Origin of the sequence: Pantoea osteomyelitidis (assembly GCF_044342975.1) — a bacterium.
GTDB lineage: Bacteria > Pseudomonadota > Gammaproteobacteria > Enterobacterales > Enterobacteriaceae > Pantoea > Pantoea osteomyelitidis.
Window position 1 is genome coordinate 419,710 of the sequence record NZ_JBGFSN010000003.1, and the last position, 23,595, is coordinate 443,304.

At 56.2% G+C, this 23,595-nt stretch carries 22 protein-coding genes; 12 read left to right on the plus strand and 10 right to left on the minus strand.

Features of this window, described 5'->3' with window-relative positions:
* Positions 1-13: 13 nt before the first annotated feature.
* The 9 genes from murC (at position 14) to mutT (ending at position 10,858) form a co-directional block, all read left to right on the plus strand.
* Complete coding sequence (murC, locus tag ABU178_RS04190) at positions 14-1,489, plus strand: UDP-N-acetylmuramate--L-alanine ligase (RefSeq protein WP_397212273.1); 1,476 nt, start codon at positions 14-16, stop codon at positions 1,487-1,489.
* Positions 1,482-2,402 (plus strand): D-alanine--D-alanine ligase, encoded by a 921-nt coding sequence (locus ABU178_RS04195; RefSeq protein ID WP_397212275.1) that lies wholly within the window; start codon positions 1,482-1,484, stop codon positions 2,400-2,402. The genes murC and ABU178_RS04195 overlap by 8 nt, the downstream gene beginning before the upstream one ends.
* A gap of 1 nt (position 2,403) precedes the next feature.
* Positions 2,404-3,246: a cell division protein FtsQ gene (gene ftsQ, locus ABU178_RS04200; protein ID WP_397212277.1), complete on the plus strand. Its 843-nt coding sequence runs from the start codon at positions 2,404-2,406 to the stop codon at positions 3,244-3,246.
* On the plus strand, positions 3,243-4,499 hold the full coding sequence (gene ftsA, locus ABU178_RS04205) for a cell division protein FtsA (RefSeq protein ID WP_397212279.1): 1,257 nt from the start codon (positions 3,243-3,245) through the stop codon (positions 4,497-4,499). The genes ftsQ and ftsA overlap by 4 nt, the downstream gene beginning before the upstream one ends.
* Positions 4,500-4,570: 71 nt before the next feature.
* Positions 4,571-5,728 (plus strand): cell division protein FtsZ, encoded by a 1,158-nt coding sequence (gene ftsZ, locus ABU178_RS04210; RefSeq protein WP_312240259.1) that lies wholly within the window; start codon positions 4,571-4,573, stop codon positions 5,726-5,728.
* Positions 5,729-5,829: 101 nt separating this feature from the next.
* Complete coding sequence (gene lpxC / locus ABU178_RS04215; RefSeq protein WP_397212282.1) at positions 5,830-6,747, plus strand: UDP-3-O-acyl-N-acetylglucosamine deacetylase; 918 nt, start codon at positions 5,830-5,832, stop codon at positions 6,745-6,747.
* 268 nt (positions 6,748-7,015) lie between these two features.
* Positions 7,016-7,525, plus strand: a complete 510-nt coding sequence (secM, locus tag ABU178_RS04220) for a secA translation cis-regulator SecM (protein WP_397212284.1) — start codon at positions 7,016-7,018, stop codon at positions 7,523-7,525.
* A gap of 73 nt (positions 7,526-7,598) precedes the next feature.
* Positions 7,599-10,304: a preprotein translocase subunit SecA gene (gene secA / locus ABU178_RS04225; protein ID WP_397212286.1), complete on the plus strand. Its 2,706-nt coding sequence runs from the start codon at positions 7,599-7,601 to the stop codon at positions 10,302-10,304.
* A gap of 158 nt (positions 10,305-10,462) precedes the next feature.
* Positions 10,463-10,858 (plus strand): 8-oxo-dGTP diphosphatase MutT, encoded by a 396-nt coding sequence (gene mutT / locus ABU178_RS04230; protein ID WP_397212288.1) that lies wholly within the window; start codon positions 10,463-10,465, stop codon positions 10,856-10,858.
* A 30-nt stretch (positions 10,859-10,888) separates the two neighbouring features.
* On the opposite strand, the gene yacG is transcribed toward mutT, so the two are convergent.
* The 3 genes from yacG to coaE are packed head-to-tail and all read right to left on the minus strand — an operon-like array spanning position 10,889 to position 12,453.
* A complete protein-coding gene (gene yacG, locus ABU178_RS04235) occupies positions 10,889-11,086 on the minus strand; it encodes a DNA gyrase inhibitor YacG (protein WP_397212290.1) in 198 nt (65 codons plus the stop codon).
* Between the two features lie 10 nt (positions 11,087-11,096).
* Positions 11,097-11,840: a cell division protein ZapD gene (gene zapD, locus ABU178_RS04240; protein ID WP_397212292.1), complete on the minus strand. Its 744-nt coding sequence runs from the start codon at positions 11,838-11,840 to the stop codon at positions 11,097-11,099.
* Between the two features lie 4 nt (positions 11,841-11,844).
* Positions 11,845-12,453 carry a dephospho-CoA kinase gene (gene coaE, locus ABU178_RS04245; RefSeq protein ID WP_397212294.1) on the minus strand — a complete coding sequence of 203 codons (609 nt, stop codon included), beginning with the start codon at positions 12,451-12,453 and terminating at the stop codon, positions 11,845-11,847.
* Between the two features lie 235 nt (positions 12,454-12,688).
* On the opposite strand from coaE, the gene ABU178_RS04250 reads away from it, so the two are divergent.
* Entirely contained in the window at positions 12,689-13,729 is a 1,041-nt protein-coding gene (locus ABU178_RS04250) for a GMP reductase (RefSeq protein ID WP_397212296.1), read from the plus strand.
* Between the two features lie 36 nt (positions 13,730-13,765).
* On the opposite strand, the gene hofC is transcribed toward ABU178_RS04250, so the two are convergent.
* The 4 genes from hofC to nadC all read right to left on the minus strand — a co-directional run bounded on the left by hofC (position 13,766) and on the right by nadC (position 17,865).
* On the minus strand, positions 13,766-14,965 hold the full coding sequence (gene hofC / locus ABU178_RS04255) for a protein transport protein HofC (protein WP_397212297.1): 1,200 nt from the start codon (positions 14,963-14,965) through the stop codon (positions 13,766-13,768).
* Positions 14,958-16,346 (minus strand): type II secretion system protein GspE, encoded by a 1,389-nt coding sequence (gene gspE / locus ABU178_RS04260; RefSeq protein WP_397212299.1) that lies wholly within the window; start codon positions 16,344-16,346, stop codon positions 14,958-14,960. The genes hofC and gspE overlap by 8 nt, the downstream gene beginning before the upstream one ends.
* Positions 16,343-16,789, minus strand: coding sequence for a prepilin peptidase-dependent pilin (gene ppdD / locus ABU178_RS04265; RefSeq protein WP_397212301.1), 447 nt, complete (start codon positions 16,787-16,789; stop codon positions 16,343-16,345). The genes gspE and ppdD overlap by 4 nt, the downstream gene beginning before the upstream one ends.
* 179 nt (positions 16,790-16,968) lie before the next feature.
* Positions 16,969-17,865 (minus strand): carboxylating nicotinate-nucleotide diphosphorylase, encoded by an 897-nt coding sequence (gene nadC, locus ABU178_RS04270; protein ID WP_397212303.1) that lies wholly within the window; start codon positions 17,863-17,865, stop codon positions 16,969-16,971.
* Positions 17,866-18,107: 242 nt separating this feature from the next.
* Here nadC and ampD point away from each other — a divergent pair, with 242 nt between their 5' ends.
* Both ampD and ampE read left to right on the plus strand, forming a co-directional pair.
* Positions 18,108-18,659, plus strand: coding sequence for a 1,6-anhydro-N-acetylmuramyl-L-alanine amidase AmpD (gene ampD, locus ABU178_RS04275; protein ID WP_397212304.1), 552 nt, complete (start codon positions 18,108-18,110; stop codon positions 18,657-18,659).
* A gap of 19 nt (positions 18,660-18,678) precedes the next feature.
* Entirely contained in the window at positions 18,679-19,533 is an 855-nt protein-coding gene (ampE, locus tag ABU178_RS04280) for a beta-lactamase regulator AmpE (protein WP_397212306.1), read from the plus strand.
* Here the strand turns inward: ampE and ABU178_RS04285 are convergent.
* The 3 genes from ABU178_RS04285 to aroP form a co-directional block, all read right to left on the minus strand.
* On the minus strand, positions 19,515-20,474 hold the full coding sequence (locus ABU178_RS04285; protein ID WP_397212308.1) for a glycoside hydrolase family 43 protein: 960 nt from the start codon (positions 20,472-20,474) through the stop codon (positions 19,515-19,517). The genes ampE and ABU178_RS04285 overlap by 19 nt on opposite strands.
* Positions 20,471-21,868 carry a glycoside-pentoside-hexuronide (GPH):cation symporter gene (locus ABU178_RS04290; RefSeq protein WP_397212310.1) on the minus strand — a complete coding sequence of 466 codons (1,398 nt, stop codon included), beginning with the start codon at positions 21,866-21,868 and terminating at the stop codon, positions 20,471-20,473. The genes ABU178_RS04285 and ABU178_RS04290 overlap by 4 nt, the downstream gene beginning before the upstream one ends.
* A 204-nt stretch (positions 21,869-22,072) precedes the next feature.
* Entirely contained in the window at positions 22,073-23,428 is a 1,356-nt protein-coding gene (aroP, locus tag ABU178_RS04295) for an aromatic amino acid transporter AroP (protein ID WP_397212312.1), read from the minus strand.
* Positions 23,429-23,595: the final 167 nt, after the last annotated feature.

Here is a 23,595-nt window from a genome sequence, read left to right on the forward strand (position 1 = left end):
GTAATTGAGAAAGATGAATACACAACAATTGGCAAAACTGCGTTCCATTGTGCCCGAGATGCGTCGCGTCCGGCACATCCATTTTGTCGGCATCGGCGGTGCCGGCATGGGCGGTATTGCCGAAGTGTTGGCGAATGAAGGCTATCATATCAGCGGCTCCGATCTGGCGCCGAACGCTGTGACTCAACACCTGACCTCGCTGGGCGCGACCATCTATTTTAACCACCGGCCGGAAAACGTTAATGACGCCAGCGTGGTAGTGGTTTCCAGCGCGGTTGCGCAGGATAACCCGGAGCTGGTTGCCGCGCGTGAAGCGCGAATCCCGGTGATCCGTCGTGCGGAGATGCTGGCGGAGCTGATGCGATTCCGCCACGGTATCGCGATTGCCGGGACGCACGGAAAAACCACCACCACCGCGATGGTTTCCAGCATCTATGCCGAAGGCGGACTCGATCCCACCTTCGTGAACGGCGGCTTAGTGAAAGCGGCGGGTACTCATGCGCGCCTGGGCAGCAGCCGCTATCTGATTGCGGAAGCGGACGAAAGCGACGCCTCTTTCCTTCATTTGCAGCCGATGGTGGCCATTGTCACCAATATCGAAGCTGACCATATGGATACCTATCAGGGCGATTTTGAGAACCTGAAGCAGACCTTTATCAACTTCCTGCACAACCTGCCTTTTTACGGCCGTGCGGTGATGTGCGTGGATGATACGGTGATCCGCGATCTGATCCCGCGCGTCGGTCGTCAGATTACCACCTACGGCTTCAGCGACGACGCGGACGTGCGCATTGAGAATTATGAGCAGCACGGCGCGCAGGGGCATTTTACGCTGGTGCGTCACGATAAGCCGTTGATGACGGTGACGTTGAACGCGCCGGGACGCCACAATGCGCTGAACGCAGCGGCGGCAGTTGCCGTGGCCACGGAGGAGGGCATTGATGACCACGCCATTCTGGCGGCGCTGGAGAGTTTCCAGGGCACAGGTCGTCGCTTCGACGTACTGGGCGAATTCGCCACCGAAGGGGTGAACGGCACAGCGGGCAGCGCGATGTTGGTAGACGATTACGGACATCATCCAACGGAAGTGGATGCCACCATCAAAGCCGCACGCGCGGGCTGGCCGGATAAAAAACTGGTGATGGTGTTCCAGCCGCACCGCTACAGCCGCACGCGCGATCTGTTTGATGATTTCGCCAATGTGCTGTCGCAGGTTGACGTTCTGCTGATGCTGGACGTGTACCCGGCGGGCGAGCCGGCGATTCCCGGCGCCGACAGCCGATCGCTTTGCCGCTCGATTCGCGGTCGCGGCAAAGTCGATCCGATTCTGGTTTCCGATCACGATGCGCTGCCTGGCATGCTGGCGCCGACGCTCTCCGGCAACGATTTGATCCTGGTGCAGGGAGCCGGTAACGTTGGCAAAATCGCCCGGAAACTGGCTGAACTGAAGCTGCAACCGGCGCGTCAGCAGGAGGAACAGCATGGCTGAGAAAGTAGCAGTATTAATGGGCGGCACCTCGGCGGAGCGTGAAGTGTCGCTGATGTCAGGCAACGCGGTGCTGGCTGGACTGCGCGAAGCGGGCATCGATGCGTATCCGGTCGATACGCGCGATTTTTCCGTGCTGCGCCTGAAAGATGAAGGTTTCGACAAAGCGTTTATCGCGCTGCACGGTCGCGGCGGCGAAGATGGCACCTTGCAGGCCATTCTGGATTTTATTCAGCTGCCTTATACCGGCAGCGGCGTGATGGCTTCGGCGATCACCATGGATAAACTGCGCACCAAGCTGCTGTGGCAGGGGCGGGGACTGCCGGCCGGACGCTTTGTCTGGCTAACGCGTCAGCAGAAGGAGAGCGGGTTGAGCGCGGAGACCGAGGCGGCGATTGCCGCGCTGGGCCTGCCGCTGTTTGTTAAGCCGAGCTGCGAAGGCTCCAGCGTCGGCATCAGCCGGGTCAACAGCCTGGAGGCGTTGCCCGCCGCGCTGGAAGAGGCGTTTCGCCACGACAACGACGTATTGGTCGAGGCCTTTCTCAGCGGAGCGGAATACACCGTGGGGATCGTTGGCGATCGTATCCTGCCTTCGATTCGCATTCAGACCGCCAGCGAATTTTATGACTATCAAGCAAAGTATATTTCTGACGATACTCAATATTTCTGTCCGAGCGGCTTAAGCGCGGAGCGGGAAGCGGAGTTGCAGGCGCTGGTGCTGTCAGCCTGGCAGGCGCTGGGCTGCAGCGGTTGGGGTCGTGTGGATGTAATGAGCGACGGCGATGGAAAATTTTATCTGCTGGAGGTGAATACCTCGCCAGGCATGACCAGCCATAGCCTGGTGCCGATGGCGGCAAAGCAGGCGGGCTTGAGCTTCTCACAGCTCGTGGCGCGTATTCTGGAGCTGGCCGACTGATATGTCACAGGCGGCGCTGAACGTACGTAACCGCGAAGCTCAGGAGCAGCGCGCGCGCTCCGGGCGGAGCAATGGTGCCCGACTCTTCGGCATTGGTTTTTTGCTGATCGTTGTTGGCATCATGATTTTTGGTGGACTGGTGGTGCTGAAGTGGATGAATGACGCATCCCGACTGCCGCTGTCGAGACTGGTGGTCACCGGGCAGACGCACTACACCACCAACGACGATATTCGTCAGGCGATTCTGTCGCTGGGCGCGCCCGGCACCTTTATGTCGCAGGACGTCAATATTATCCAGCAGCAGATCGAACGCCTGCCGTGGATCAAGCAGGTCAGCGTGCGCAAGCAGTGGCCGGACGAACTGAAGATCCATCTGGTTGAGTATGTCGCCATCGCCCGCTGGAACGACCTGCATATGGTGGATGCTGACGGCGTGTCGTTCAGCGTACCGGCCAATCATGCCGGCAAAGAAACGCTGCCGATGCTGTACGGGCCGGAAGGCAGCGAAAAAGAGGTGCTGGCGGGTTATCACAACCTCAGTGACGTGCTAAAGGCGAACAAGATAACCCTGAAGGCGGCGTCGATGGCGGCGCGGCGTTCATGGCAGCTGGTCACCAGTGACGATGTGCGAATTGAGCTTGGACGCAGCGACACCATGAAGCGTCTGCAGCGATTTATTGAGCTCTGGCCGGTGCTGCAACAGCAGGCGCAGACGGAGAATAAACGCGTCGACTACGTTGATTTGCGTTATGACTCGGGCGCGGCGGTAGGTTGGTCGCCGGCATTGATGGAGCCACAGGACAGTAATCAGCAACAAAACCAGGCACAGGCTAAACAACAATGATCAAGGCAACGGACAGAAAACTGGTAGTGGGACTCGAAATCGGCACCGCTAAGGTTGCCGCCCTGGTTGGGGAAATTCTGCCCGATGGTATGGTCAACATTATTGGGGTGGGCAGCTGCCCGTCCCGCGGTATGGATAAAGGCGGCGTAAACGATCTGGAGTCGGTGGTGAAATGCGTGCAGCGCGCCATCGACCAGGCGGAACTGATGGCGGATTGTCAGATTTCTTCGGTCTACCTCGCATTATCGGGCAAACATATCAGTTGTCAGAATGAAATCGGGATGGTTCCGATTTCCGAAGAGGAAGTCACCCAGGATGATGTGGAGAACGTAGTACATACTGCCAAATCCGTGCGTGTACGCGATGAGCACCGCATCCTGCATGTGATCCCACAGGAATATGCCATCGACTATCAGGAAGGGATCAAAAACCCGGTGGGACTTTCCGGCGTGCGTATGCAGGCGAAGGTCCATTTGATCACCTGCCACAACGATATGGCGAAAAATATTGTCAAAGCCGTTGAACGTTGTGGCTTGAAAGTTGACCAATTGATTTTTGCCGGCCTTGCATCCAGCTTTGCGGTGCTGACCGAGGATGAACGTGAACTGGGCGTCTGTGTTGTCGATATTGGTGGCGGTACAATGGATATCGCCGTCTATACTGGCGGGGCGCTGCGTCATACCAAGGTGATCCCGTATGCCGGGAACGTGGTGACCAGCGATATCGCCTATGCGTTCGGCACGCCGCCCACTGATGCGGAAGCGATCAAAGTGCGTCACGGTTGCGCCCTGGGGTCCATTGTCGGCAAAGATGAGAACGTCGAGGTGCCCAGCGTGGGCGGTCGTCCGCCGCGCAGCCTGCAGCGTCAGACTTTGGCGGAAGTGATTGAGCCACGTTACACCGAGCTGCTGAATCTGGTTAACGACGAGATTCTGCAGCTACAGGAGCAGCTGCGTCAGCAGGGAGTGAAACACCATCTTGCCGCCGGCATCGTATTAACCGGCGGCGCGGCGCAGATTGAAGGGCTGGCGGCCTGCGCGCAACGCGTATTCCATACGCAGGTGCGCATCGGTCAGCCGCTGAACATTACCGGCTTAACAGATTATGCGCAGGAGTCGTACTACTCAACGGCAGTGGGACTTCTGCACTACGGAAAAGAATCGCATCTGAATGGCGATGCGGAGACGGAAAAACGAGCGTCAGTCGGCAACTGGTTCAAACGAATCAACAGTTGGCTGAAAAAAGAGTTTTAATTTTAGTAAAAGGGGATCATGCTGACACTATTAATGATCTCCAGGCGACAGGCACATAACGGAGAGAAATCATGTTTGAACCTATGGAATTAACCAACGACGCGGTGATTAAAGTCATCGGCGTCGGCGGTGGCGGCGGCAACGCCGTAGAACACATGGTACGCGAACGTATCGAAGGTGTGGAATTCTTCGCTGTGAACACCGACGCGCAGGCGTTGCGTAAAACGGCGGTCGGCCAGACTATCCAGATTGGTAACAATATTACCAAGGGGCTGGGCGCGGGTGCGAACCCGGAAGTGGGCCGCACCTCAGCAGAAGAAGATCGCGAAGCACTGCGTTCTGCGCTGGACGGGGCAGACATGGTGTTCATCGCGGCAGGCATGGGTGGCGGTACCGGTACCGGTGCGGCGCCTGTGGTGGCGGAAGTCGCCAAAGATTTAGGTATTCTGACGGTTGCGGTGGTTACCAAGCCGTTCAACTTCGAAGGCAAAAAGCGTATGGCTTTTGCCGAGCAGGGTATCGCTGAGCTGTCGAAGCATGTTGACTCGCTGATCACCATCCCTAACGACAAGCTGTTGAAGGTATTGGGACGCGGCATCTCTTTGCTGGACGCTTTCGGCGCGGCCAACGACGTGCTGAAAGGCGCAGTGCAGGGTATCGCTGAGCTGATTACCCGTCCGGGTCTGATGAACGTCGACTTTGCCGACGTGCGCACTGTGATGTCCGAAATGGGCTACGCCATGATGGGTTCCGGCGTTGCCTGTGGCGAAGACCGCGCGGAAGAAGCGGCCGAAATGGCGATCTCCAGCCCGCTGCTGGAAGATATCGATCTCTCCGGTGCACGTGGCGTACTGGTTAACATCACGGCTGGCTTTGACCTGCGTCTGGACGAGTTCGAAACCGTGGGTAACACCATCCGCGCCTTCGCCTCTGACAACGCGACCGTAGTGATCGGCACTTCGCTGGATCCGGAAATGAATGACGAACTGCGCGTCACCGTGGTAGCAACCGGTATCGGCATGGATAAGCGCCCGGAAATCACGCTGGTCACTAACAAACCCGCCAGCCAGCCGGTTATGGATCATCGCTACCAGCAGCACGGTATGTCACCGCTGCCGCCGCAGGAGCAGAAGCCGGCCGCTAAAGTGGTAAACGACCAGAATACGCCGTCAAACAAAGAGCCTGACTATCTGGATATTCCGGCGTTTCTGCGCAAGCAGGCCGACTAGGAATAAGCTGAGAATTGGGATTCTCCGCTCTTTGTGCTAAAGTACTCGCCCGCCGGTAAAGTATACTGGCGGTCGGATGGGTAATATTGCGAGATAATACGATGATCAAACAAAGGACTCTAAAACGTATCGTTCAGGCGACTGGCGTCGGTTTGCATACCGGCAAGAAAGTCACCCTGACGTTGCGCCCTGCGTCGGCTAATACCGGGGTCATCTATCGTCGCACTGACTTGAATCCACCGGTAGACTTCCCGGCTGATGCAAAATACGTGCGCGACACCATGCTGAGTACCTGCCTGGTGAACGATGAAGGCGTGCGTATTTCCACGGTCGAGCATCTTAATGCCGCGCTGGCGGGTCTGGGTATCGACAACATTATTGTTGAAGTTGATGCGCCGGAAATCCCGATTATGGACGGCAGCGCTGCGCCTTTCATCTATTTGTTGATGGATGCCGGTATCGACGAGCTGAACAGCGCGAAAAAATTCGTGCGCGTGAAGCAAACAGTGCGTGTTGAAGATGGCGATAAATGGGCTGAGATCAGACCCTTTAACGGCTTCTCGCTCGATTTTACTATCGACTTCAAACACCCGGCGATCGATGCCAGTTCGCAGCGCTACAAGATGAACTTCTCGGCTGAGGCCTTTATGCGCCAAATCAGCCGTGCGCGTACCTTCGGCTTTATGCGCGAAATCGAATATCTGCAGTCTCGTGGCCTGTGCCTGGGCGGTAGTCTTGATTGCGCCATCGTGGTTGATGATTTCCGCGTACTGAATGAAGAAGGCCTGCGTTTCGAAGATGAGTTCGTTCGTCACAAAATGCTGGACGCTATCGGCGATCTGTTTATGTGCGGCCACAACATTATCGGCGCGTTCACCGCCTTTAAATCGGGCCACGCCTTAAACAACAAATTGCTGCAGGCGGTGCTGGCGAAACAGGAAGCCTGGGAATGGGCGACCTTCAAAGACGAAGCTGAACTGCCGCTGGCATTCAAAGCCCCGAACCTGGTTCTGGCATAAGCTGTTAAGGCAGCTGGTTTCGCTGACACTCTCTCCGGTCAGTTGAACCAGCTGTTTTTATTGTTTTTTCTCTGCGTTGCGCTCCTGCTTCCACACTTTTCTTTCCCTGCTGAAAGCCTGCGCAAAAAAGCGCGGTTTCTCTCTGACGACACCAATCTTTGATGTGGAAACAGCGCAATAGTGATACTATCAGGCGCTTAAACAGGCATGGCGCCGTTGCGATAACGCAACAGGCAGGCTCCTCCACGTTGTGTTCTATGGACAGGTTGTGATCGGAATTCTTCTACGCTGGCGACAATTTGGCAGACGCTATTTCTGGCCTCATCTCTTATTCGGGATGGTGGCGGCCAGCCTTGGCTTGCCGGTCAACGCACAAAGCACCGATCCAAATGCGCAGCCTGAAAAACCCTCAAGCAGCCAGTTTATCGGCAATGCCGCCCGTTTCGATCATCTTATTCGTCTGCAGGAAACGGCAAGGCGGCCCAATTTTACGGTGGATTATTGGCATCAGCATGCCATTCGCACCGTTATTCGCCATCTCTCCTTTACGCTTGCGCCGCAACATCTTACCGAGCAGGCCGATGCGCTGCCGCTGGCGGTGCAAAAGCTGGCGTTAATCGATTCACTGCACGCGCTACTGACGCATCAATCACAGCCTCTCTTGCTCCAGCATGCTGCTGAAAAAGCACAGCCATCCAGTGCCGAATCGTTTCACAGTGGACGCTGGCGAGCTAAAGTTCTGGGCATTCGCGCCGGTCCGCAATCCGATCTCTGCTAAGCTTGTTGGTTTTTTCACTCTGTTAAGATTTCGCAGCCCGTGTTGTCACGGCTGAATTGAGAACATATTTATCATGTTAATCAAATTATTAACCAAGGTTTTTGGTAGCAGCAACGATCGTACTTTGCGCCGCATGCGCAAAGCGGTAGAGATCATCAACAAAATGGAGCCTGATTTCGTCAAGCTCTCTGATGATGAACTTAAAGCGAAAACTCAGGAGTTCCGCGCGCGTCTGGAGAAAGGCGAAGTGCTGGAGAACCTGATCCCGGAAGCCTTCGCCACAGTACGTGAAGCGAGTAAGCGCGTATTTAATATGCGTCACTTTGACGTACAGCTGATTGGCGGGATGGTGCTGAATGATCGCTGCATCGCCGAAATGCGTACCGGTGAAGGTAAAACGCTGACGGCAACGCTGCCCGCTTATCTTAACGCGCTGAGCGGCAAGGGCGTGCATGTCATTACGGTGAACGACTATCTGGCGCAGCGTGACGCCGAAAACAACCGTCCACTGTTTGAGTTCCTTGGCCTGACCGTGGGCATCAACCTGCCTAACATGCCGGCGCCGGCCAAACGTGCCGCCTACGCGGCCGATATCACTTACGGCACCAACAACGAATACGGCTTTGACTACCTGCGCGACAACATGGCGTTCAGCCCGGAAGATCGCGTTCAGCGCAAGCTGCACTATGCGTTGGTGGATGAGGTGGACTCCATCCTGATTGATGAGGCGCGTACGCCGCTGATCATCTCAGGACCGGCAGAAGACAGTTCCGATCTCTATATCAAAGTAAACAAAATCATTCCTCATCTGATCCGTCAGGAAAAAGAAGATTCTGATACCTTCCAGGGCGAAGGTCACTTCTCCGTGGATGAGAAAGCGCGTCAGGTTCACCTGACCGAGCGTGGTCTGGTGACGATTGAAGAGCTGCTGGTCAGCCAGGGCATCATGGAAGAGGGCGAATCGCTCTATTCACCGACCAATATCATGCTGATGCATCATGTCACCGCAGCGCTGCGTGCGCATGTGCTCTTTACGCGCGATGTGGATTACATCGTCAAAGATGGCGAAGTGATCATCGTTGATGAGCACACCGGTCGTACCATGCAGGGGCGTCGCTGGTCCGATGGTCTTCATCAGGCGGTGGAAGCGAAAGAAGGCGTGGAGATTCAGAACGAAAACCAGACGCTGGCCTCCATCACTTTCCAGAACTATTTCCGTCTCTACGAGAAACTGGCCGGTATGACCGGTACGGCTGACACGGAAGCCTTTGAGTTCAGCTCCATTTACAAGCTTGATACCATTGTTGTGCCGACCAACCGTCCGATGGTGCGTAAAGATTTGTCGGATCTGGTCTACATGACCGAGAAAGAAAAAATCGACGCCATCATTGAAGATATCCGCGAGCGCACCGCGAACGGACAGCCGGTGCTGGTCGGGACTATCTCGATTGAAAAATCTGAGGTGGTGTCAAACGAGCTGACCCGCGCAGGCATCAAGCATAACGTGCTGAACGCCAAGTTCCATGCGCGCGAAGCGGATATCGTGGCCCAGGCTGGCCAGCCGGGCGCGGTGACCATTGCCACCAACATGGCCGGTCGTGGTACCGATATCGTGCTGGGCGGCAGCTGGCAGGCAGAGATCGCCGAACTGCAGGAACCTGATGCCGCTCAGATTGAAGCGATCAAATCAGCCTGGCAGCAGCGTCACGAAGCGGTGCTGGCGGCGGGTGGTCTGCATATTATTGGTACTGAGCGCCATGAATCACGCCGTATCGATAACCAGCTGCGTGGCCGCGCAGGTCGTCAGGGCGATGCCGGTTCCTCTCGTTTTTACCTTTCAATGGAAGATGCGCTGATGCGTATTTTTGCCTCGGATCGCGTCTCCAATATGATGCGTAAGCTGGGAATGAAACCGGGTGAAGCGATTGAGCATCCGTGGGTTACCAAGGCGATCGCCAATGCGCAGCGCAAAGTTGAAAGCCGTAACTTCGATATTCGTAAGCAGCTGCTGGAATATGATGATGTGGCGAACGACCAGCGTCGTGCGATCTACAGCCAGCGTAATGAACTGCTGGATGTGGCGGACGTGAGCGAAACCATCAACAGCATCCGCGAGGATGTGCTTAAGGCCACTATCGATACCTGCATTCCGCCGCAATCGCTGGAGGAAATGTGGGACGTGCCGGGTCTGGAAGAGCGTCTGCGTAACGATTTCGATCTTGATCTGCCGATTGCTGACTGGCTGGATAAAGAACCGGATCTGCATGAAGAGACGCTGCGTGAGCGTATCATGACGCGCGCCGTCGAGAGCTATGCCGCGAAAGAAGAGATCGTGGGCGAAGAGATGATGCGCAACTTTGAAAAAGGCGTGATGCTGCAAACGCTCGACTCACTGTGGAAAGAGCATCTGGCGGCGATGGACTATCTGCGTCAGGGCATTCACCTGCGTGGTTATGCGCAGAAGGATCCGAAGCAGGAGTACAAGCGCGAATCTTTCGCCATGTTTGCGGCAATGCTGGAGTCACTGAAATATGAAGTAATCAGCACGCTAAGCAAGGTACAGGTACGTATGCCGGAAGAGGTTGAGGCGATGGAGCAGCAGCGCCGTGAAGACGCTGAGCGCCTGGCACAGCAGCAGCGACTGAGCCATGTGGATACCGAAACGGAAGCGGCGGTCGCGCTGGCGGCGCAAAGCGGCGAGCGTAAAGTGGGCCGCAACGATCCTTGCCCGTGCGGCTCAGGCAAAAAATATAAGCAGTGCCACGGTCGCCTGGCCTGACAGTCAGCCAAAACAGAAAAGGAGCCGCTGGCTCCTTTTTTTGTGCTGTATTTTGCCGGCGCTTTTGGCATTATCCCTTTAGCAATAGCGTTTAACATCAGCGATCTTATGATGCGCAATGTTGCGCTTACCCGTTAAAACGATCAGGACAGCAATATATGAAACACCTGCAGGTTGCAGTGGGCGTGATCCGCAATGCCAGTAAACAGATTTTCCTCACTCAACGGGCAGCAACATCACATATGGCCAATAAGTGGGAGTTTCCCGGCGGGAAAATCGAAGCGGGCGAGAGCGCTGAAGAAGCGTTAAAGCGCGAGCTGCATGAGGAGACCGGGATTGAGGTGGCCGCGGCGCAGGCTATCGGCAGTGCCGATCACAGCTACAACGATGTACGCGTCACGCTGCATTTTTTCCTGGTGGAGAACTGGGAAGGCGAGCCGTGGGGACGGGAAGGACAGCCGCAGCGTTGGGTTGAGCAACAGGATCTCGTGGCAGATGAGTTCCCACCTGCCAATCATGGACTGATTTCCCGCCTGGTTTCCGGCGCGCTTTAAACCTTGTGGGGCAAACAGCCCCACAATGCTCTAGCGATCCTCTTCACTCCACTCGTCGCTGTCTGTCATATCGCCGCTGCTAGGAATGCGTTTTTCTTCCGCCGCCCATTCGCCCAGGTCAATCAGCTGGCAGCGCTTGCTGCAAAAAGGCCGCCACGGGCTCAGCTCATCCCAAATCACCACTTTCCCGCAGTTCGGGCAGCTTACGGTTACCATTTCATTTTGCATGATTTACCTCTCAACAACATGCCAGTTCAAAATTCAGGCGCGCTGGCACTTCGCCGCGTTCGCTGTCGAGCGGCAGAAAGCGTATCGCGTAGCGACTCTTATGTCCGGAAACCTGAGGATAAAGCGAGTCCTCCAGCGTCAACTGCAGGCGCAACAAATCGGCGCCTTCGGCATTGTCCTGATAAAAACCATTCAGGCTGGTTTGATGGCGAAATACGCCGGATTGACGAATCAGGTTGAGAATCATCGCGAGGCTGGCCCGCAGCGGCGTCAGCGTCGCCAGCCATGCATTAACCTGCTCATCGCGCGCCGCCTGCGGAAGATGCAGCCAAATATGCAAACCCGGTAAGTCGAAGCTGCAGCAGCCGCCGGGAATGCTCAGGCGCTGGCGAACCAGGCCAATTAAGCGATCTTCGCGCAGAGGTTGCCCCATGCGCGGTGCGGCCATCAGCTCGGCAGAGTGAGCTTTTAACTGGTCGCGCAGCGCGTTAACGCGCTCGCTATCCACGCCAGGAACATCGGTCCACGCCAGCAGTTTCTGCTGCTGACGATCGAGCTCTTTAAGCAGTTCGGTGCGCATATCGCCGCGCTCGAAAATATCCAGCAGGTCGCCCACGATGCGAAAGAAGCCCAGCGCCGTAACGGTGCTGGTAACCGGAATGGTTTCATATAACTGATTAATAAGAAACTCAACGCGCAGCCAGGTGCGCATTTTTTCATTTAATGGGTGTTCAAACAGAACGACTGTACTCATGATGTTAATCCTGTTTCGTTGCCGCCAGCGCCAGATAACGCTGGTGGAGTTCGGCAACATACGGCAGCGCAGCTTCAGGTGCGCCGCTGTTATCTATGACGTCATCGGCAGCTGCCAGGCGCTGTTGTCGCGTAGCCTGAGCAGCAAGAATATTTTTAGCCTGTTCGGGTGAAATGCGATCGCGTTTCAACGTGCGGGTAATCTGCGTCTCTTCATCCACATCCACCACCAGTACGCGATCGGCCTGCTGCTGCAACCCATTTTCCACCAGCAACGGTACCACCCACAGTACGTAGGGCGAGGCGGCCTGCGCCTTCAGCTGCCGGGTACGGGCGTTGATCAGAGGATGCAGCAGCTGATTTAACCAGGCTTTCTCATCCGGCGAGCGGAAAATCACCTCACGTAACGCCGCGCGCAACAAGGTTCCGTCAGGGTTCAACATGCGATTGCCGTAACGCTGCGCAATGGCCTGCAAAGCAGGCGTGCCCGGCTCAACGACCTCTCTGGCAATGATGTCGGCATCAATAATTTCAACACCAAAGTCGGCAAACGCGTTGGCGATAGTACTTTTTCCGCTGCCGATTCCGCCGGTCAGCGCAACGGTATAGGGCATCTCACTCTCTCACTGATAGCGATCGTAACAACCACAGACTGCGCCCTTGCTTCGAACCCGGAACAAAATGAGCGCACGATCACAATCACGTTTCACAGGTAAATTTATCGGATTGTAGCTTATATAAAGTGAAATTCGCAGTCTTGTCGGCGGGCAAATGGCGCGTATGATAACGTCACTGGAGCCGTGAGCTGCACCCGAACAGTGTTCGCTGCCACTAACCAGGATATTCCTTATGCGTATTGAAGAAGATTTGAAGCTGGGCTTTAAAGATGTGCTGATTCGGCCTAAGCGTTCCACCTTGAAAAGCCGATCTCAGGTTGAACTGGAGCGGACTTTCACCTTTAAACACTCCGGGCTGAGCTGGACAGGCGTGCCGGTTATCGCTGCAAACATGGATACCGTGGGCACCTTCAGCATGGCCGAGGCACTGGCCTCGTTTGATATTCTCACCGCCGTACATAAACACTATAGCGTGGAGCAGTGGAAAGCCTTTATCCAGCGCGTACCGGCGTCAGTGCTTAATCATCTGATGGTTTCCACCGGCACATCCGAAGCGGATTTCAGCAAACTCAGCGCCATTGTCGCCCTTTCCCCGGCGCTGAAGTTTCTCTGTATTGATGTCGCCAATGGCTATTCAGAGCATTTCGTTGAGTTTTTGCAGCGCGCGCGTGAAGCCTTTCCGGGCATGACGATTTGCGCCGGCAACGTCGTGACCGGCGAAATGGTGGAGGAGCTGATCCTCTCCGGCGCTGATATTGTTAAAGTGGGCATTGGCCCCGGCTCAGTCTGTACCACCCGTGTGAAAACAGGGGTGGGTTATCCTCAGCTCTCTGCGGTAATCGAATGCGCTGACGCCGCGCATGGCCTCGGCGGCCAGATTGTCAGCGACGGCGGCTGTTCCGTGCCGGGTGACGTGGCTAAAGCGTTTGGCGGCGGTGCGGATTTCGTGATGCTCGGCGGCATGCTGGCGGCGCATGATGAGTGCGAAGGCACCATTGTTGAGGAGAACGGCGAGCAGTTTATGCTGTTCTACGGGATGAGTTCCGAATCGGCGATGAAACGCCACGTTGGCGGCGTCGCGCAATATCGTGCCGCGGAAGGCAAAACAGTTAAGCTGCCTTTACGCGGTCCGGTCGAGGAAACGGCGCGCGATATTCTGGGCGGCCTGCGTTCAGCCTGTACCTATGTAGGCGCTGAACGGCTCAAAGAGCTGACCAAGCGCACCACCTTTATTCGCGTGGCAGAGCAGGAAAACCGCGTTTTTACACGCTGAGTAAGCAGCCGGTAAGGGTGCGCGCCTGGCGTGCCCTTACTGTATCGCATCGCCCAAGCCAAAAACCGGCAGGTACATGGCAATCACCAGCGTACCCACGATTCCTCCAATCACCACCATCATCATCGGCTCCAGCGATGCGGCAAGGCTTTCCGCGCGTGACAGCGTTTGTCCTTCATGCCATTCAGCCAGCCTCGCCAGCATGATATCCAGCGCGCCCGCTTCCTCGCCAACCCTGATAAGCTGATGACAAAGCGGCGTAAACAGCCTGTGGTCTTGTACCGCCTGGTGCAAAGGCAGTCCACGAGCGATATGCTGCTGGAGATAACCCACCGCTTCACGCCAGATCAAGGGCGTCAGCGTCTCCTCGACTGCCTGTAAACTCTGCAACAGCGTCAGGCCCGCTTTTTGCGTAAGCTGCAGGATGGCAAAGATCTGGCTCAGCTGGCTGCCGCGCCAGAGCGGAGCGATCAGCGGCAACCGCAGCATCAGCAACTGCTCCCTGCGTTGCCAGTCCGCTGATGCCTTTCGCAGTTTTCGCCAGCCAAACGCAATGCTCAGCGCCACCGCTGCGATAAGCCCGCCCCAACGTTGTAATCCTTGTGATAGCGCTATTACCGCAGCGGTAAAGGCTGGCAACGGCGCATTAAAGGCGCTGTAAACCGAGACGAACTCTGGCAACACAAACAGCAGCATACCCACGGTGACGCCGACAGCCACCAACAGAATAAACAAGGGATAGCGCAGCGCTTTTACCACCTTTTGCCAGAGATGCTGCTGGCGAGTCTGCTGTTGCGCCAGTTGATTACAACATTCATCCAGCTGGCCGGTCAGTTCACCGACCTGCATCAAAGCGGGATAGAGCGATGGAAAAACCTGCGGCCACTGGCGTAACGCTGCTGAAAAGGCCTCACCTTTCATTACGCTGCGCTGCAGATCGTTCAGCAACGCGCGCCATCCGGGATGCGGATGGCCGTCAGCGAGCAGGCGTAATCCTTCTGATAAGGGCAGGCCCGCTTTGAGTAAGGTAGCCAGCTGGCGAAACAGGGCAATTTTCTGCTCCCATTTCCAGTCGCGCGCGCGCCAGGTTTTTCGTTTGCGCCAGGAGACTGGCAGCAGCTCACGATCGGCCAACTGTCGCAACAGAAGTTCGCTGCTTGCCGCCAGTGATTCTCCCTGTTGCAGATTGCCTGCGCCATCCACCGCCTGCCAGTGAAAAAGCGATACTTCAGCCATCATCCATGCCTACTACGCGTTGCATCTCTTCCAGTGAGGTATCGCCACGGCTAACCGCTTCCAGCCCCGCAACAAACAGGCTGCGCATTCCCTGCTGTTTCGCCAGCAGCAGGGTTTGTTCAAAAGGGGCGTCAGCGGCAATGGCATTCTGTAATTTAGCTGTTATCGGCAACACTTCAAACAGCGCCAGTCGACCAAAATAGCCGGAAAAACAGTGATCGCAGCCCGGCGCGCGCCAGGTTTGCAAGGTGCCAGGCCAAAGTTCGCTGGGAAAATGGGAGACGATCTGTGAAGGCTGTCGGCAGTGTGGGCAAAGCCGCCGCACCAGACGCTGCGCGATAATAAGCCGCAGCGCAGAGCTCAGCAGATAACCGGGCAGCCCCATCTGCCGTAGCCGGGTCAGGGTTTCGGCAGTGGAGTTAGTATGCAGGGTAGAAAGTACCAGGTGGCCGGTTTGCGCCGCCTTTACGGCGATCTCGGCAGTTTCCGCATCGCGTATTTCGCCAATCATAATCACGTCCGGGTCCTGACGCAGCAGCGCGCGCAGCACGCGGTTAAAATCGAGACCGCACTTTGGATTGATTTGGGTCTGGTTGATGCCCGCCAGCGGGATCTCTACCGGATCCTCCACGCTGCAAAGATTTTTCTCCGCCACGTTAAGCGCGCTGAGGCCGCTATAAAGCGTAAAGGTTTTCCCGCTGCCGGTTGGGCCAGTAACCAGAATCAGCCCCTGCGGCCGTGCCAGCGCCGCTTTAAACTGGCGAAGCTGGTTCGCATGCATGCCGAGCTTATCCAGCGAGATGGCCGACGCCTCGCTTTGCAAAAGACGAATGACCGCTTTTTCACCCCAGCGGGTCGGCAGGGTAGAGAGGCGAAAAGCCTCCTGCTTCCCGTTCAGCTCCAGAGCGAACTGACCATCCTGCGGCAAACGCCGCTCGGCGATATCCATGCCGCCTAATATTTTCAACCGCGCCAGCATGGCGTTGGGCTGCGCTTCAGGCAGATTGGTGAGCGTTTGTAATACCCCATCGATACGCAAACGCACGCGCATCAGGTTATGCTGAGGCTCAATATGAATATCGGAAGCACGGCGCTCCAGCGCCTGACGCAGAATCTGGTTTACCGCTTCAACTGCCGATTCTGTGGGGGCGTGTTCATGCGCCCCGACAGGCGAAGCATTCTGCTGCTGATACTGCTCCAGCCGCGCCTGCGGCCAGCACTCCACCTCAACCTGACACTGACTGGCAAACCGCAGCGCCTCAAGAAATTCTCCTGACGGCGTATCGGCCAGGGCGACGCGTAACAGCATGTCGTTATGGCTCAGGATAACGGCCCGGTAACGCTGGCAAAGGAGCTGTAATGCACGTCGCTGTTCGCTCATTCTGCGCCTTCCTTATCGGCAAAGCGGAACTGGGCAAGACAGTTATCACGCAGGCTGCTGCTATCGCTATTACAGCTACGCTGCCAGGTGATAAAGCCTTCATTGCTGTCCCAGACCGGCAGCATTTCTACACTCAGGCCGCTCAGACTCTCCTGGCCGGTCAGGCTGATTGCGCCGTTAACCACGCTCAGCGATGAGACATAGCGCGAACCTTTCGCCGCCGGAATGTTATTTTCACCTGCGCTACACTGCGCCGGTCCGCCATGTTCAATGGCGCACAGCTCTACGGCGGTTTTGTAAGGCACCATGGTTTGTAGCATGTCGGTCAGTGCGGCACGTTGCAGATAGTTTTGATAGGCGGGCAAACCGATAGCGCTGAGGATGGCAACGATGCCCACCACGATCATGAGCTCTATCAGGGTAAATCCCTCTTCTTTTTTCATCTTTCAGCCTCCTTGTTGAGAAGGCGTCACCATAAAAAGAATGGGATGACGAAAAAAGCGGGAGATTTTGCGGCTGGAAAGCGTTACGCAGGAAAGCGTCGGCGTTGCAGGAAACTGAAGTCGAACCGGAAGCCCGTTCACAAAACACCGCCCGACGCAGGCCGGGCGGCAGCGGCTTGTCAGACTTCCTGAAAGCGCATGGAGAGATCGAGCGCGCGCAGATGCTTGGTCAAGGCGCCGACGGAGATGTAGTCCACGCCGGTTTGGGCGTAGAGCGGCAGCGTCTCATCAGTGACGTTGCCGGAGACTTCCAGCAGGGCGCGGCCGTTAGTGATGGCGACCGCTTCGCGCATCGTTTCAGGGGTGAAGTTATCCAGCATCACAATGTCCGCACCCGCATCCAGCGCGGCGGAGAGCTCCTGCAGGTTTTCCACCTCTACTTCAACCGGCACGTCGGGATAGAGCCAGAGCGCTTTTTCTACGGCCTGACGAATCGAGCCGCTGGCAATAATATGGTTTTCCTTGATCAAAAAGGCGTCGGAAAGTCCCAGACGATGATTGTTGCCGCCGCCGCACAGCACCGCATATTTCAGCGCGGTACGCAGACCCGGCAATGTTTTGCGGGTATCAAGAAGCTGAGTTTTTGTCCCTTCCAGCAGTGATACGTAGCGGCGAACTTCTGTCGCCGCGCCGGAAAGGGTTTGTACGAAATTTAAGGCGGTGCGTTCTGCGGTAAGCAGCAGGCGCGCCGGGCCGTCGATATCGAACAGCGCCTGATTGGCGATCAGCGTTTGTCCATCCTCAACGTGCCAGGTAAGCGTTACCTTATTGCCTAACTGGATAAAAACCTCTTCGACCCAGCGTTTACCACAAAAAACGCCCGCCTCGCGCGTGATAACCTGCGCATGAGCCATCTTGTCAGCGGGCAGCAGCAGGGCGGTAATATCCCGGTCAGCATCGACTTCGCCGCCAAGATCCTCCTGCAATGCCCGCGCTACGGCGGAGGGAATGTCATGTTCAATACGCTGAAGAAGTTCTTTACGGCGGCGATCGGGGTCATAACCTCGGGTTGACATAAGCTGAGCGCTCCGGTTGAAAGAGAGGAGAAAAGGGTCACTCTAGCGTGAATAACGCAAGCTTGCCAGAAGCAGGTTCGCTTTTTGTTTAGTATCCTTAACAGCAAGGCTTTGTCTTATTGATGCTGCGCTGGAAAAATAACCCATGGCCTGTAACATCTGTTTACATAACGCATTATGCGACAAGAAGGTTAAAAAAATCATGTTATTCTCAGCCGACACTAAGAAAAGGTAGATAAGGCATGAGACTGGAACAGGGCTGGATCGCTGAAGCGCGAAAAGTATTATCGCCGCACTTTAACGAGCGGCCGGATAACGAAGCGCCTTCGCTATTGGTCATACATAACATCAGTTTGCCGCCCGGTGAGTTTGGCGGTCCCTGGATCGATCGGCTTTTCACCGGAACGCTTCCGCCCGATGCGCATCCTTATTTTGCCGATATTTGCCAGCTACGCGTCGCCGCGCACTGTCTGATTCGCCGCGACGGCGAGATCGTTCAGTATGTCCCTTTCGACAAGCGCGCCTGGCACGCGGGCGTCTCCTGCTTTCAGGAGCGGGAAAACTGCAACGATTTCTCCATTGGCATTGAGCTGGAGGGCACCGACGCCTTGCCCTACACCGATGCGCAGTATCAGCAGCTAAGCGCCATCACCCAATTATTACTGACGCACTATCCGTTGACGCCGGAGCGAATCACCGGGCACAGCGATATCGCACCCCAACGTAAAACCGATCCTGGTCCGGCATTCGACTGGAATCGCTACAGGACACAAATAATGCAGGAGAAGGTATGATCTTGCGGGAGCCGCTGGTATGACGTTGTTTACCCTGTTGTTAGTGTTAGGTTGGGAACGCCTGTTTAAGCTGGGCGAGCACTGGCAGTTAGATCACCGGCTTGAGCCGCTGTTTCGGCAGCGTCGGCATTTTTCGCTGCTGCGCACGCTATTGATGACGCTGCTGGCGATGCTGATTACCTGGCTGGTGGTCTGGAGCCTGAAGGGCGTGCTGTTTGGCGTGGTACAGCTGCTGTTCTGGATTGTGGTCGGACTGCTGTGCATCGGCGCCGGTTCGGTGCGTCTGCATTATCATGCCTATCTCAAGGCGGCCAGCCATGACGACCTGGCTGCGCATCAGGCGATGGCCGCAGAACTGACCCTGATCCACGGCGTACCGGTTGAATGCAGCGAGGGGGAGTTTCTGCGCGAGCTGCAGAATGCGCTGCTGTGGATTAACTTTCGCTTTTATCTGGCGCCGCTTTTCTGGTTCGTGGCAGGCGGGCAATGGGGACCGGTGCTGCTGGTCGGCTACGCTTTTCTGCGCGCCTGGCAGAGCTGGCTGGCACGACATCAGTCGCCGCTGGAGCGTGCGCAGTCGGGCGTGGACAAAATCCTTCATCTGCTGGACTGGATCCCGGTGCGCCTGGCTGGCGTCGCTTATGCCCTGCTGGGACATGGCGAGCGCGCCTTGCCCGCCTGGTTCGCTTCGTTAACCGACTGGCGCAGCGCCCAGTATCAGGTGCTGACCAGCCTGGCGCAATTCTCGCTGGCGCGCGATCCGCACCTGGATAAAGTCGAGACGCCGCGTGTCGCGGTGGCGCTGGCGAAGCGGGTCTCGCTGGTGCTGGTTGTGGTAGTGGCGCTGCTGACGATTTACGGCGCGCTGGTGTAATCGGCGGGCGGCACGCCGAAATCAGGGGTGCCGTCGTCACGCCAGTCAATGGTTTTCAGCCGCGTATGACGGTTGGGATCCCAGAGCGGATCGCCCTCAATTTCGGTGTAGTTGCGCGCATGATAAACCATCACCTCGCGACCGGTTTCGTCCTGAGTAAAACTGTTGTGTCCCGGACCATATTGCCGATTCTGCCAGCTGGTGCCAAACACCGGCCGTGCTGATTTCTGCCAGTTGTCGGCCTGCATCGGATCGGCATTCACGTCAATACTCAGCAATCCCAGACAGTAATTTTCATCCGTCGCGCTGGCTGAGTAGGTGACAAACAGCCGCTCGCCATGACAAATCACCGCCGGGCCTTCGTTGACGCTGAACCCCGCACACTCCCATTCATATTCAGGACGGCTCAGCATTACCGGCTGTCCCTTAATCGTCCACGGATTGATCAGCTGCGCCAGATAAAGGTTTGAATTGCCGGGTATGGCAGGATCTTTCTGCGCCCAGAGATACCAGTTTTTTCCCTGATGAACAAAATGGGTCGCATCCAGCGAGAAGCTGTCAATAGGGGTGAATACGCGACGGCACGGCTGCCAGTAGCCGCTTAACGGATCGGCATCATCGCAAACCAGCGCATACATACGGTGCTGAAACAGACCATCCTTGATAGCGCGCGTGGGCGCAGCCGCAAAGTAAATTACCCATTGCCCGTTGATGTGGTGCAGTTCCGGCGCCCAGATCAGCTGGCTGAAGGGACCGCTGTCGGGCTTGCGCCACACCACAACGGGTTCGGCGGAACGCAGGCCAGCGAGGGAGTCGGCTTGACGAATCTCCAGCCGATCATATTCAGGCACCGAGGCGATAAAGTAGTAATGCGCTTCGTGGCGCAGAATAAAGGGATCGGCGCGCTGCTCGATAAAGGGATTCGGCCATTCAGTGTTCATTTTACCACTCCCGGATTGATGGTGGTCAGTTCATTAAGCTCGCGAAAATTTTCACGTCGCAGTGCCAGATCGTTCTGAATGGTGCGCATTAATGCGCGATCGACTTTCAGCAATCTCACCACCCCTGCGGTAATCAGATAGCCGATACCGGGTATCACCGTGAACAGCAGCATAATGCCGTTAAGCGCGGCAGCAGACTGTTGTTTCGCACCGGCATCGTAACCATAAAAAGAGAGCAGAAAGCCCACCATTGCCCCGGCGACCGCCAGCCCAACCTTGAGAAAGAACAGGTTGCCGGAAAAGCTAATCCCGGTGATGCGTTTGCCGGTTTTCCATTCGCCATAATCGTCGACGTCAGCCATCAGCGACCAGTGCAGCGGCGAGGGGATCTGATGCAGGATATTGAGCAGAAAATAGGCCGCCATCACGGCTGTTGTGGCGTGCGGGTCGAGCCAGTAAAAGCCGCAGGAGAAGAGCGCCAGCGCGATATTGGTCCAGAAGAAAACTTTAAGCTTGCACCAGCGGTCGGTAAGCACCTTCGCCAGCGTGCTGCCAACCATCATGCCGATTACGCCGAGACTAATAAACAGCGTGGCGAAGCGCGTGGATTGCTCCATGACCCAGGTCACGTAATACATAGTGGCGGCCATACGGATAAAGCCGGGGCAGACGTTACAAAAGGTCAGCAACAAAATGCGCACCCACTGGTCGTTTTTCCAGACGTCGCGCAGGTCTTTTTTCAGATCGTCGTTGCTGGGCACAGCCGGGCGGATGCGCTCGCGCACGGTAGCGAAGCAGTAAAGAAACATACACAGACCAATCAGCGCCAGAACGCTCATCGCCATCTGGTAGCCGCGCGCCTTGTCCGCACCGCCAAACCACTCCGCCAGCGGCAATAGCGAGAGTGAGAGAATCAGGGTAGCAATGCCGACCATAACAAAACGATAAGACTGACAGGATACGCGCTCACCCGGATCGTTGGTAATCACGCCGCCCAGCGAGCAGTAGGGAATATTGATCGCGGTATAGGTGAGCGACATCAGAAAGTAGGTAATAAACGCGTAAATAACCTTATTGTCGTAGCTCCAGTCGGGTGTGGTGAACATCAGCACGCTGAACAGCACATAGGGCACGGAAACCCAGAGCAGCCATGGACGAAAACGCCCCCAGCGGCTTTGCGTCCGATCGGCGATGGCGCCCATTATCGGATCGGTCACCGCATCCAGCACCCGCACCGACAGCAGCAGGGTGCCGACCAGCGCCGGGGCCAGGCCAAAAATGTCGGTATAGAAGTAAGTGAGAAACAGCATGATCGCGCCGTTAATCATGTTGCATCCGGCATCTCCCATGCCATAACCCACTTTCTCTTTAAAAGAGAGGGCGGAACCTTTCATGGTCTTTCTCCTGCTCATCCAGTGTGAGCAGAAATTATTAATGCATTATCAGCAGAATGGCTGGCAGTAAATAGTCACGATAATGGACAAAACGCGCGCGCGGAGAGAAATGTGAGGTTGATCGGCAAGCAAACAGGGCTGGGAGAGGGGAATATTCCGCCAGCGACAAGGGTATCGCCGGCGGAAAGCAGTCAGCAGAATCGTTTAGCGCTGCTGCGCTTTATTCTTCACAAAGTAACCGATACCCAGAATCACCAGCCACACAGGGATCAGCCAGACGGAGATAGCCATGCCTGGGGTCATCGCCATGATAACCAGAATTGCGGCCATAAAGAGCAGACAGATCCAGTTGCCCACCGGATAGAACATCGCTTTGAAGCGGGTAGTCACGCCCTGCTGATCCTTTTTACGGCGGAACTTCAGGTGCGCCAGACTGATCATCGCCCAGTTGATCACCAGCGCGGAGACGACCAGCGCCATCAGCAGGCCAAAGGCTTCACCCGGCATCAGGTAGTTGATCAATACGCAGATGGCGGTCGCCAGTGCAGACAGGCCAAGCGCCACATAAGGTACGCCGCGACGATCCACCTTCAGCAGCGATTTCGGACCGTTGCCCTGTTTAGCCAGGCCGTAAAGCATACGGCTGTTGCTGTAAACGCAGCTGTTATACACCGACAACGCCGCAGTCAGGATCACCACGTTCAGCGCGTTAGCCACCAGGCTGTCGCCTAACTCGTGAAAAATCATCACGAACGGGCTGCCGCCTTCGATGACTTTAGTCCAGGGATAGAGCGACAGCAGTACCGCCAGCGAACCGATATAGAAGATCAGGATACGGTAGATCACCTGGTTTGTGGCTTTCGGAATGCTCTTCTCCGGCTCATCCGCTTCGGCAGCGGTGATGCCGACCAGCTCCAGACCGCCAAACGAGAACATGATCACCGCCATCGCCATCACCAGACCGGTAACGCCGTGCGGGAAAAAGCCGCCCATCGCCCAGATATTGCTGACGCTGGCTTCCGGACCGGCGTGCCCGCTCAGCAGCAGCCAGCAGCCGAACACGATCATCCCCACCACGGCGGCGACTTTAATAATGGAAAACCAGAACTCCAGCTCGCCGTAGACCTTCACATTGGTGAGGTTGATGGCGTTAATAAACAGGAAGAATACCGCAGCGGAGACCCAGGTAGGGATGCCCGGCCACCAGTACTGGATATAGATACCCACGGCGGTGAGTTCCGCCATGGCGACCAGCACGTAAAGCACCCAGTAGTTCCAGCCAGAGGCAAAACCGGCAAAGTTGCCCCAGTATTTATAGGCGAAGTGGCTGAAGGAACCGGCAACCGGCTCTTCCACCACCATCTCACCCAGCTGACGCATAATCAGAAAGGCGATAAAGCCGCCGATAGCATAACCCAGCAGAACTGACGGACCGGCCATTTTGATCGTTTGCGCGATCCCCAGAAACAGACCGGTACCCACTGCACCACCCAGCGCGATCAGCTGAATATGGCGGTTTTTCAGACCACGTTTCAGCGTTTCGCCGTGCTGTTGTTCCATACAAACCTCGTGATGTTTTTTATGCTTCTTCCGCAGCGCAGGCACGCTGTAAGAAAGTTATTACGGTAATGTATTCATTCTTTTACGGTATCAGGCGTGCTGTTTACAGACGGATGCTACCCTGGCGACAAGAATAGTGATAAGCGTGCGGCTTTGCACCTGGTTTC

Coding starts and splice junctions, on each gene's coding strand:
- ABU178_RS04285 (WP_397212308.1), bottom strand. CDS start 20,474: ATGAACACTGAATGGCCGAATCCCTTTATCGAGCAGCGCGCCGATCCC.
- ampD (WP_397212304.1), top strand. CDS start 18,108: ATGAGACTGGAACAGGGCTGGATCGCTGAAGCGCGAAAAGTATTATCG.
- gspE (WP_397212299.1), bottom strand. CDS start 16,346: ATGAGCGAACAGCGACGTGCATTACAGCTCCTTTGCCAGCGTTACCGG.
- ampE (WP_397212306.1), top strand. CDS start 18,679: ATGACGTTGTTTACCCTGTTGTTAGTGTTAGGTTGGGAACGCCTGTTT.
- secA (WP_397212286.1), top strand. CDS start 7,599: ATGTTAATCAAATTATTAACCAAGGTTTTTGGTAGCAGCAACGATCGT.
- ftsQ (WP_397212277.1), top strand. CDS start 2,404: ATGTCACAGGCGGCGCTGAACGTACGTAACCGCGAAGCTCAGGAGCAG.
- aroP (WP_397212312.1), bottom strand. CDS start 23,428: ATGGAACAACAGCACGGCGAAACGCTGAAACGTGGTCTGAAAAACCGC.
- coaE (WP_397212294.1), bottom strand. CDS start 12,453: ATGCCCTATACCGTTGCGCTGACCGGCGGAATCGGCAGCGGAAAAAGT.
- mutT (WP_397212288.1), top strand. CDS start 10,463: ATGAAACACCTGCAGGTTGCAGTGGGCGTGATCCGCAATGCCAGTAAA.
- nadC (WP_397212303.1), bottom strand. CDS start 17,865: ATGTCAACCCGAGGTTATGACCCCGATCGCCGCCGTAAAGAACTTCTT.
- ftsA (WP_397212279.1), top strand. CDS start 3,243: ATGATCAAGGCAACGGACAGAAAACTGGTAGTGGGACTCGAAATCGGC.
- murC (WP_397212273.1), top strand. CDS start 14: ATGAATACACAACAATTGGCAAAACTGCGTTCCATTGTGCCCGAGATG.
- hofC (WP_397212297.1), bottom strand. CDS start 14,965: ATGGCTGAAGTATCGCTTTTTCACTGGCAGGCGGTGGATGGCGCAGGC.
- zapD (WP_397212292.1), bottom strand. CDS start 11,840: ATGAGTACAGTCGTTCTGTTTGAACACCCATTAAATGAAAAAATGCGC.
- ABU178_RS04250 (WP_397212296.1), top strand. CDS start 12,689: ATGCGTATTGAAGAAGATTTGAAGCTGGGCTTTAAAGATGTGCTGATT.
- ABU178_RS04195 (WP_397212275.1), top strand. CDS start 1,482: ATGGCTGAGAAAGTAGCAGTATTAATGGGCGGCACCTCGGCGGAGCGT.
- ABU178_RS04290 (WP_397212310.1), bottom strand. CDS start 21,868: ATGAAAGGTTCCGCCCTCTCTTTTAAAGAGAAAGTGGGTTATGGCATG.
- ftsZ (WP_312240259.1), top strand. CDS start 4,571: ATGTTTGAACCTATGGAATTAACCAACGACGCGGTGATTAAAGTCATC.
- lpxC (WP_397212282.1), top strand. CDS start 5,830: ATGATCAAACAAAGGACTCTAAAACGTATCGTTCAGGCGACTGGCGTC.
- yacG (WP_397212290.1), bottom strand. CDS start 11,086: ATGCAAAATGAAATGGTAACCGTAAGCTGCCCGAACTGCGGGAAAGTG.
- ppdD (WP_397212301.1), bottom strand. CDS start 16,789: ATGAAAAAAGAAGAGGGATTTACCCTGATAGAGCTCATGATCGTGGTG.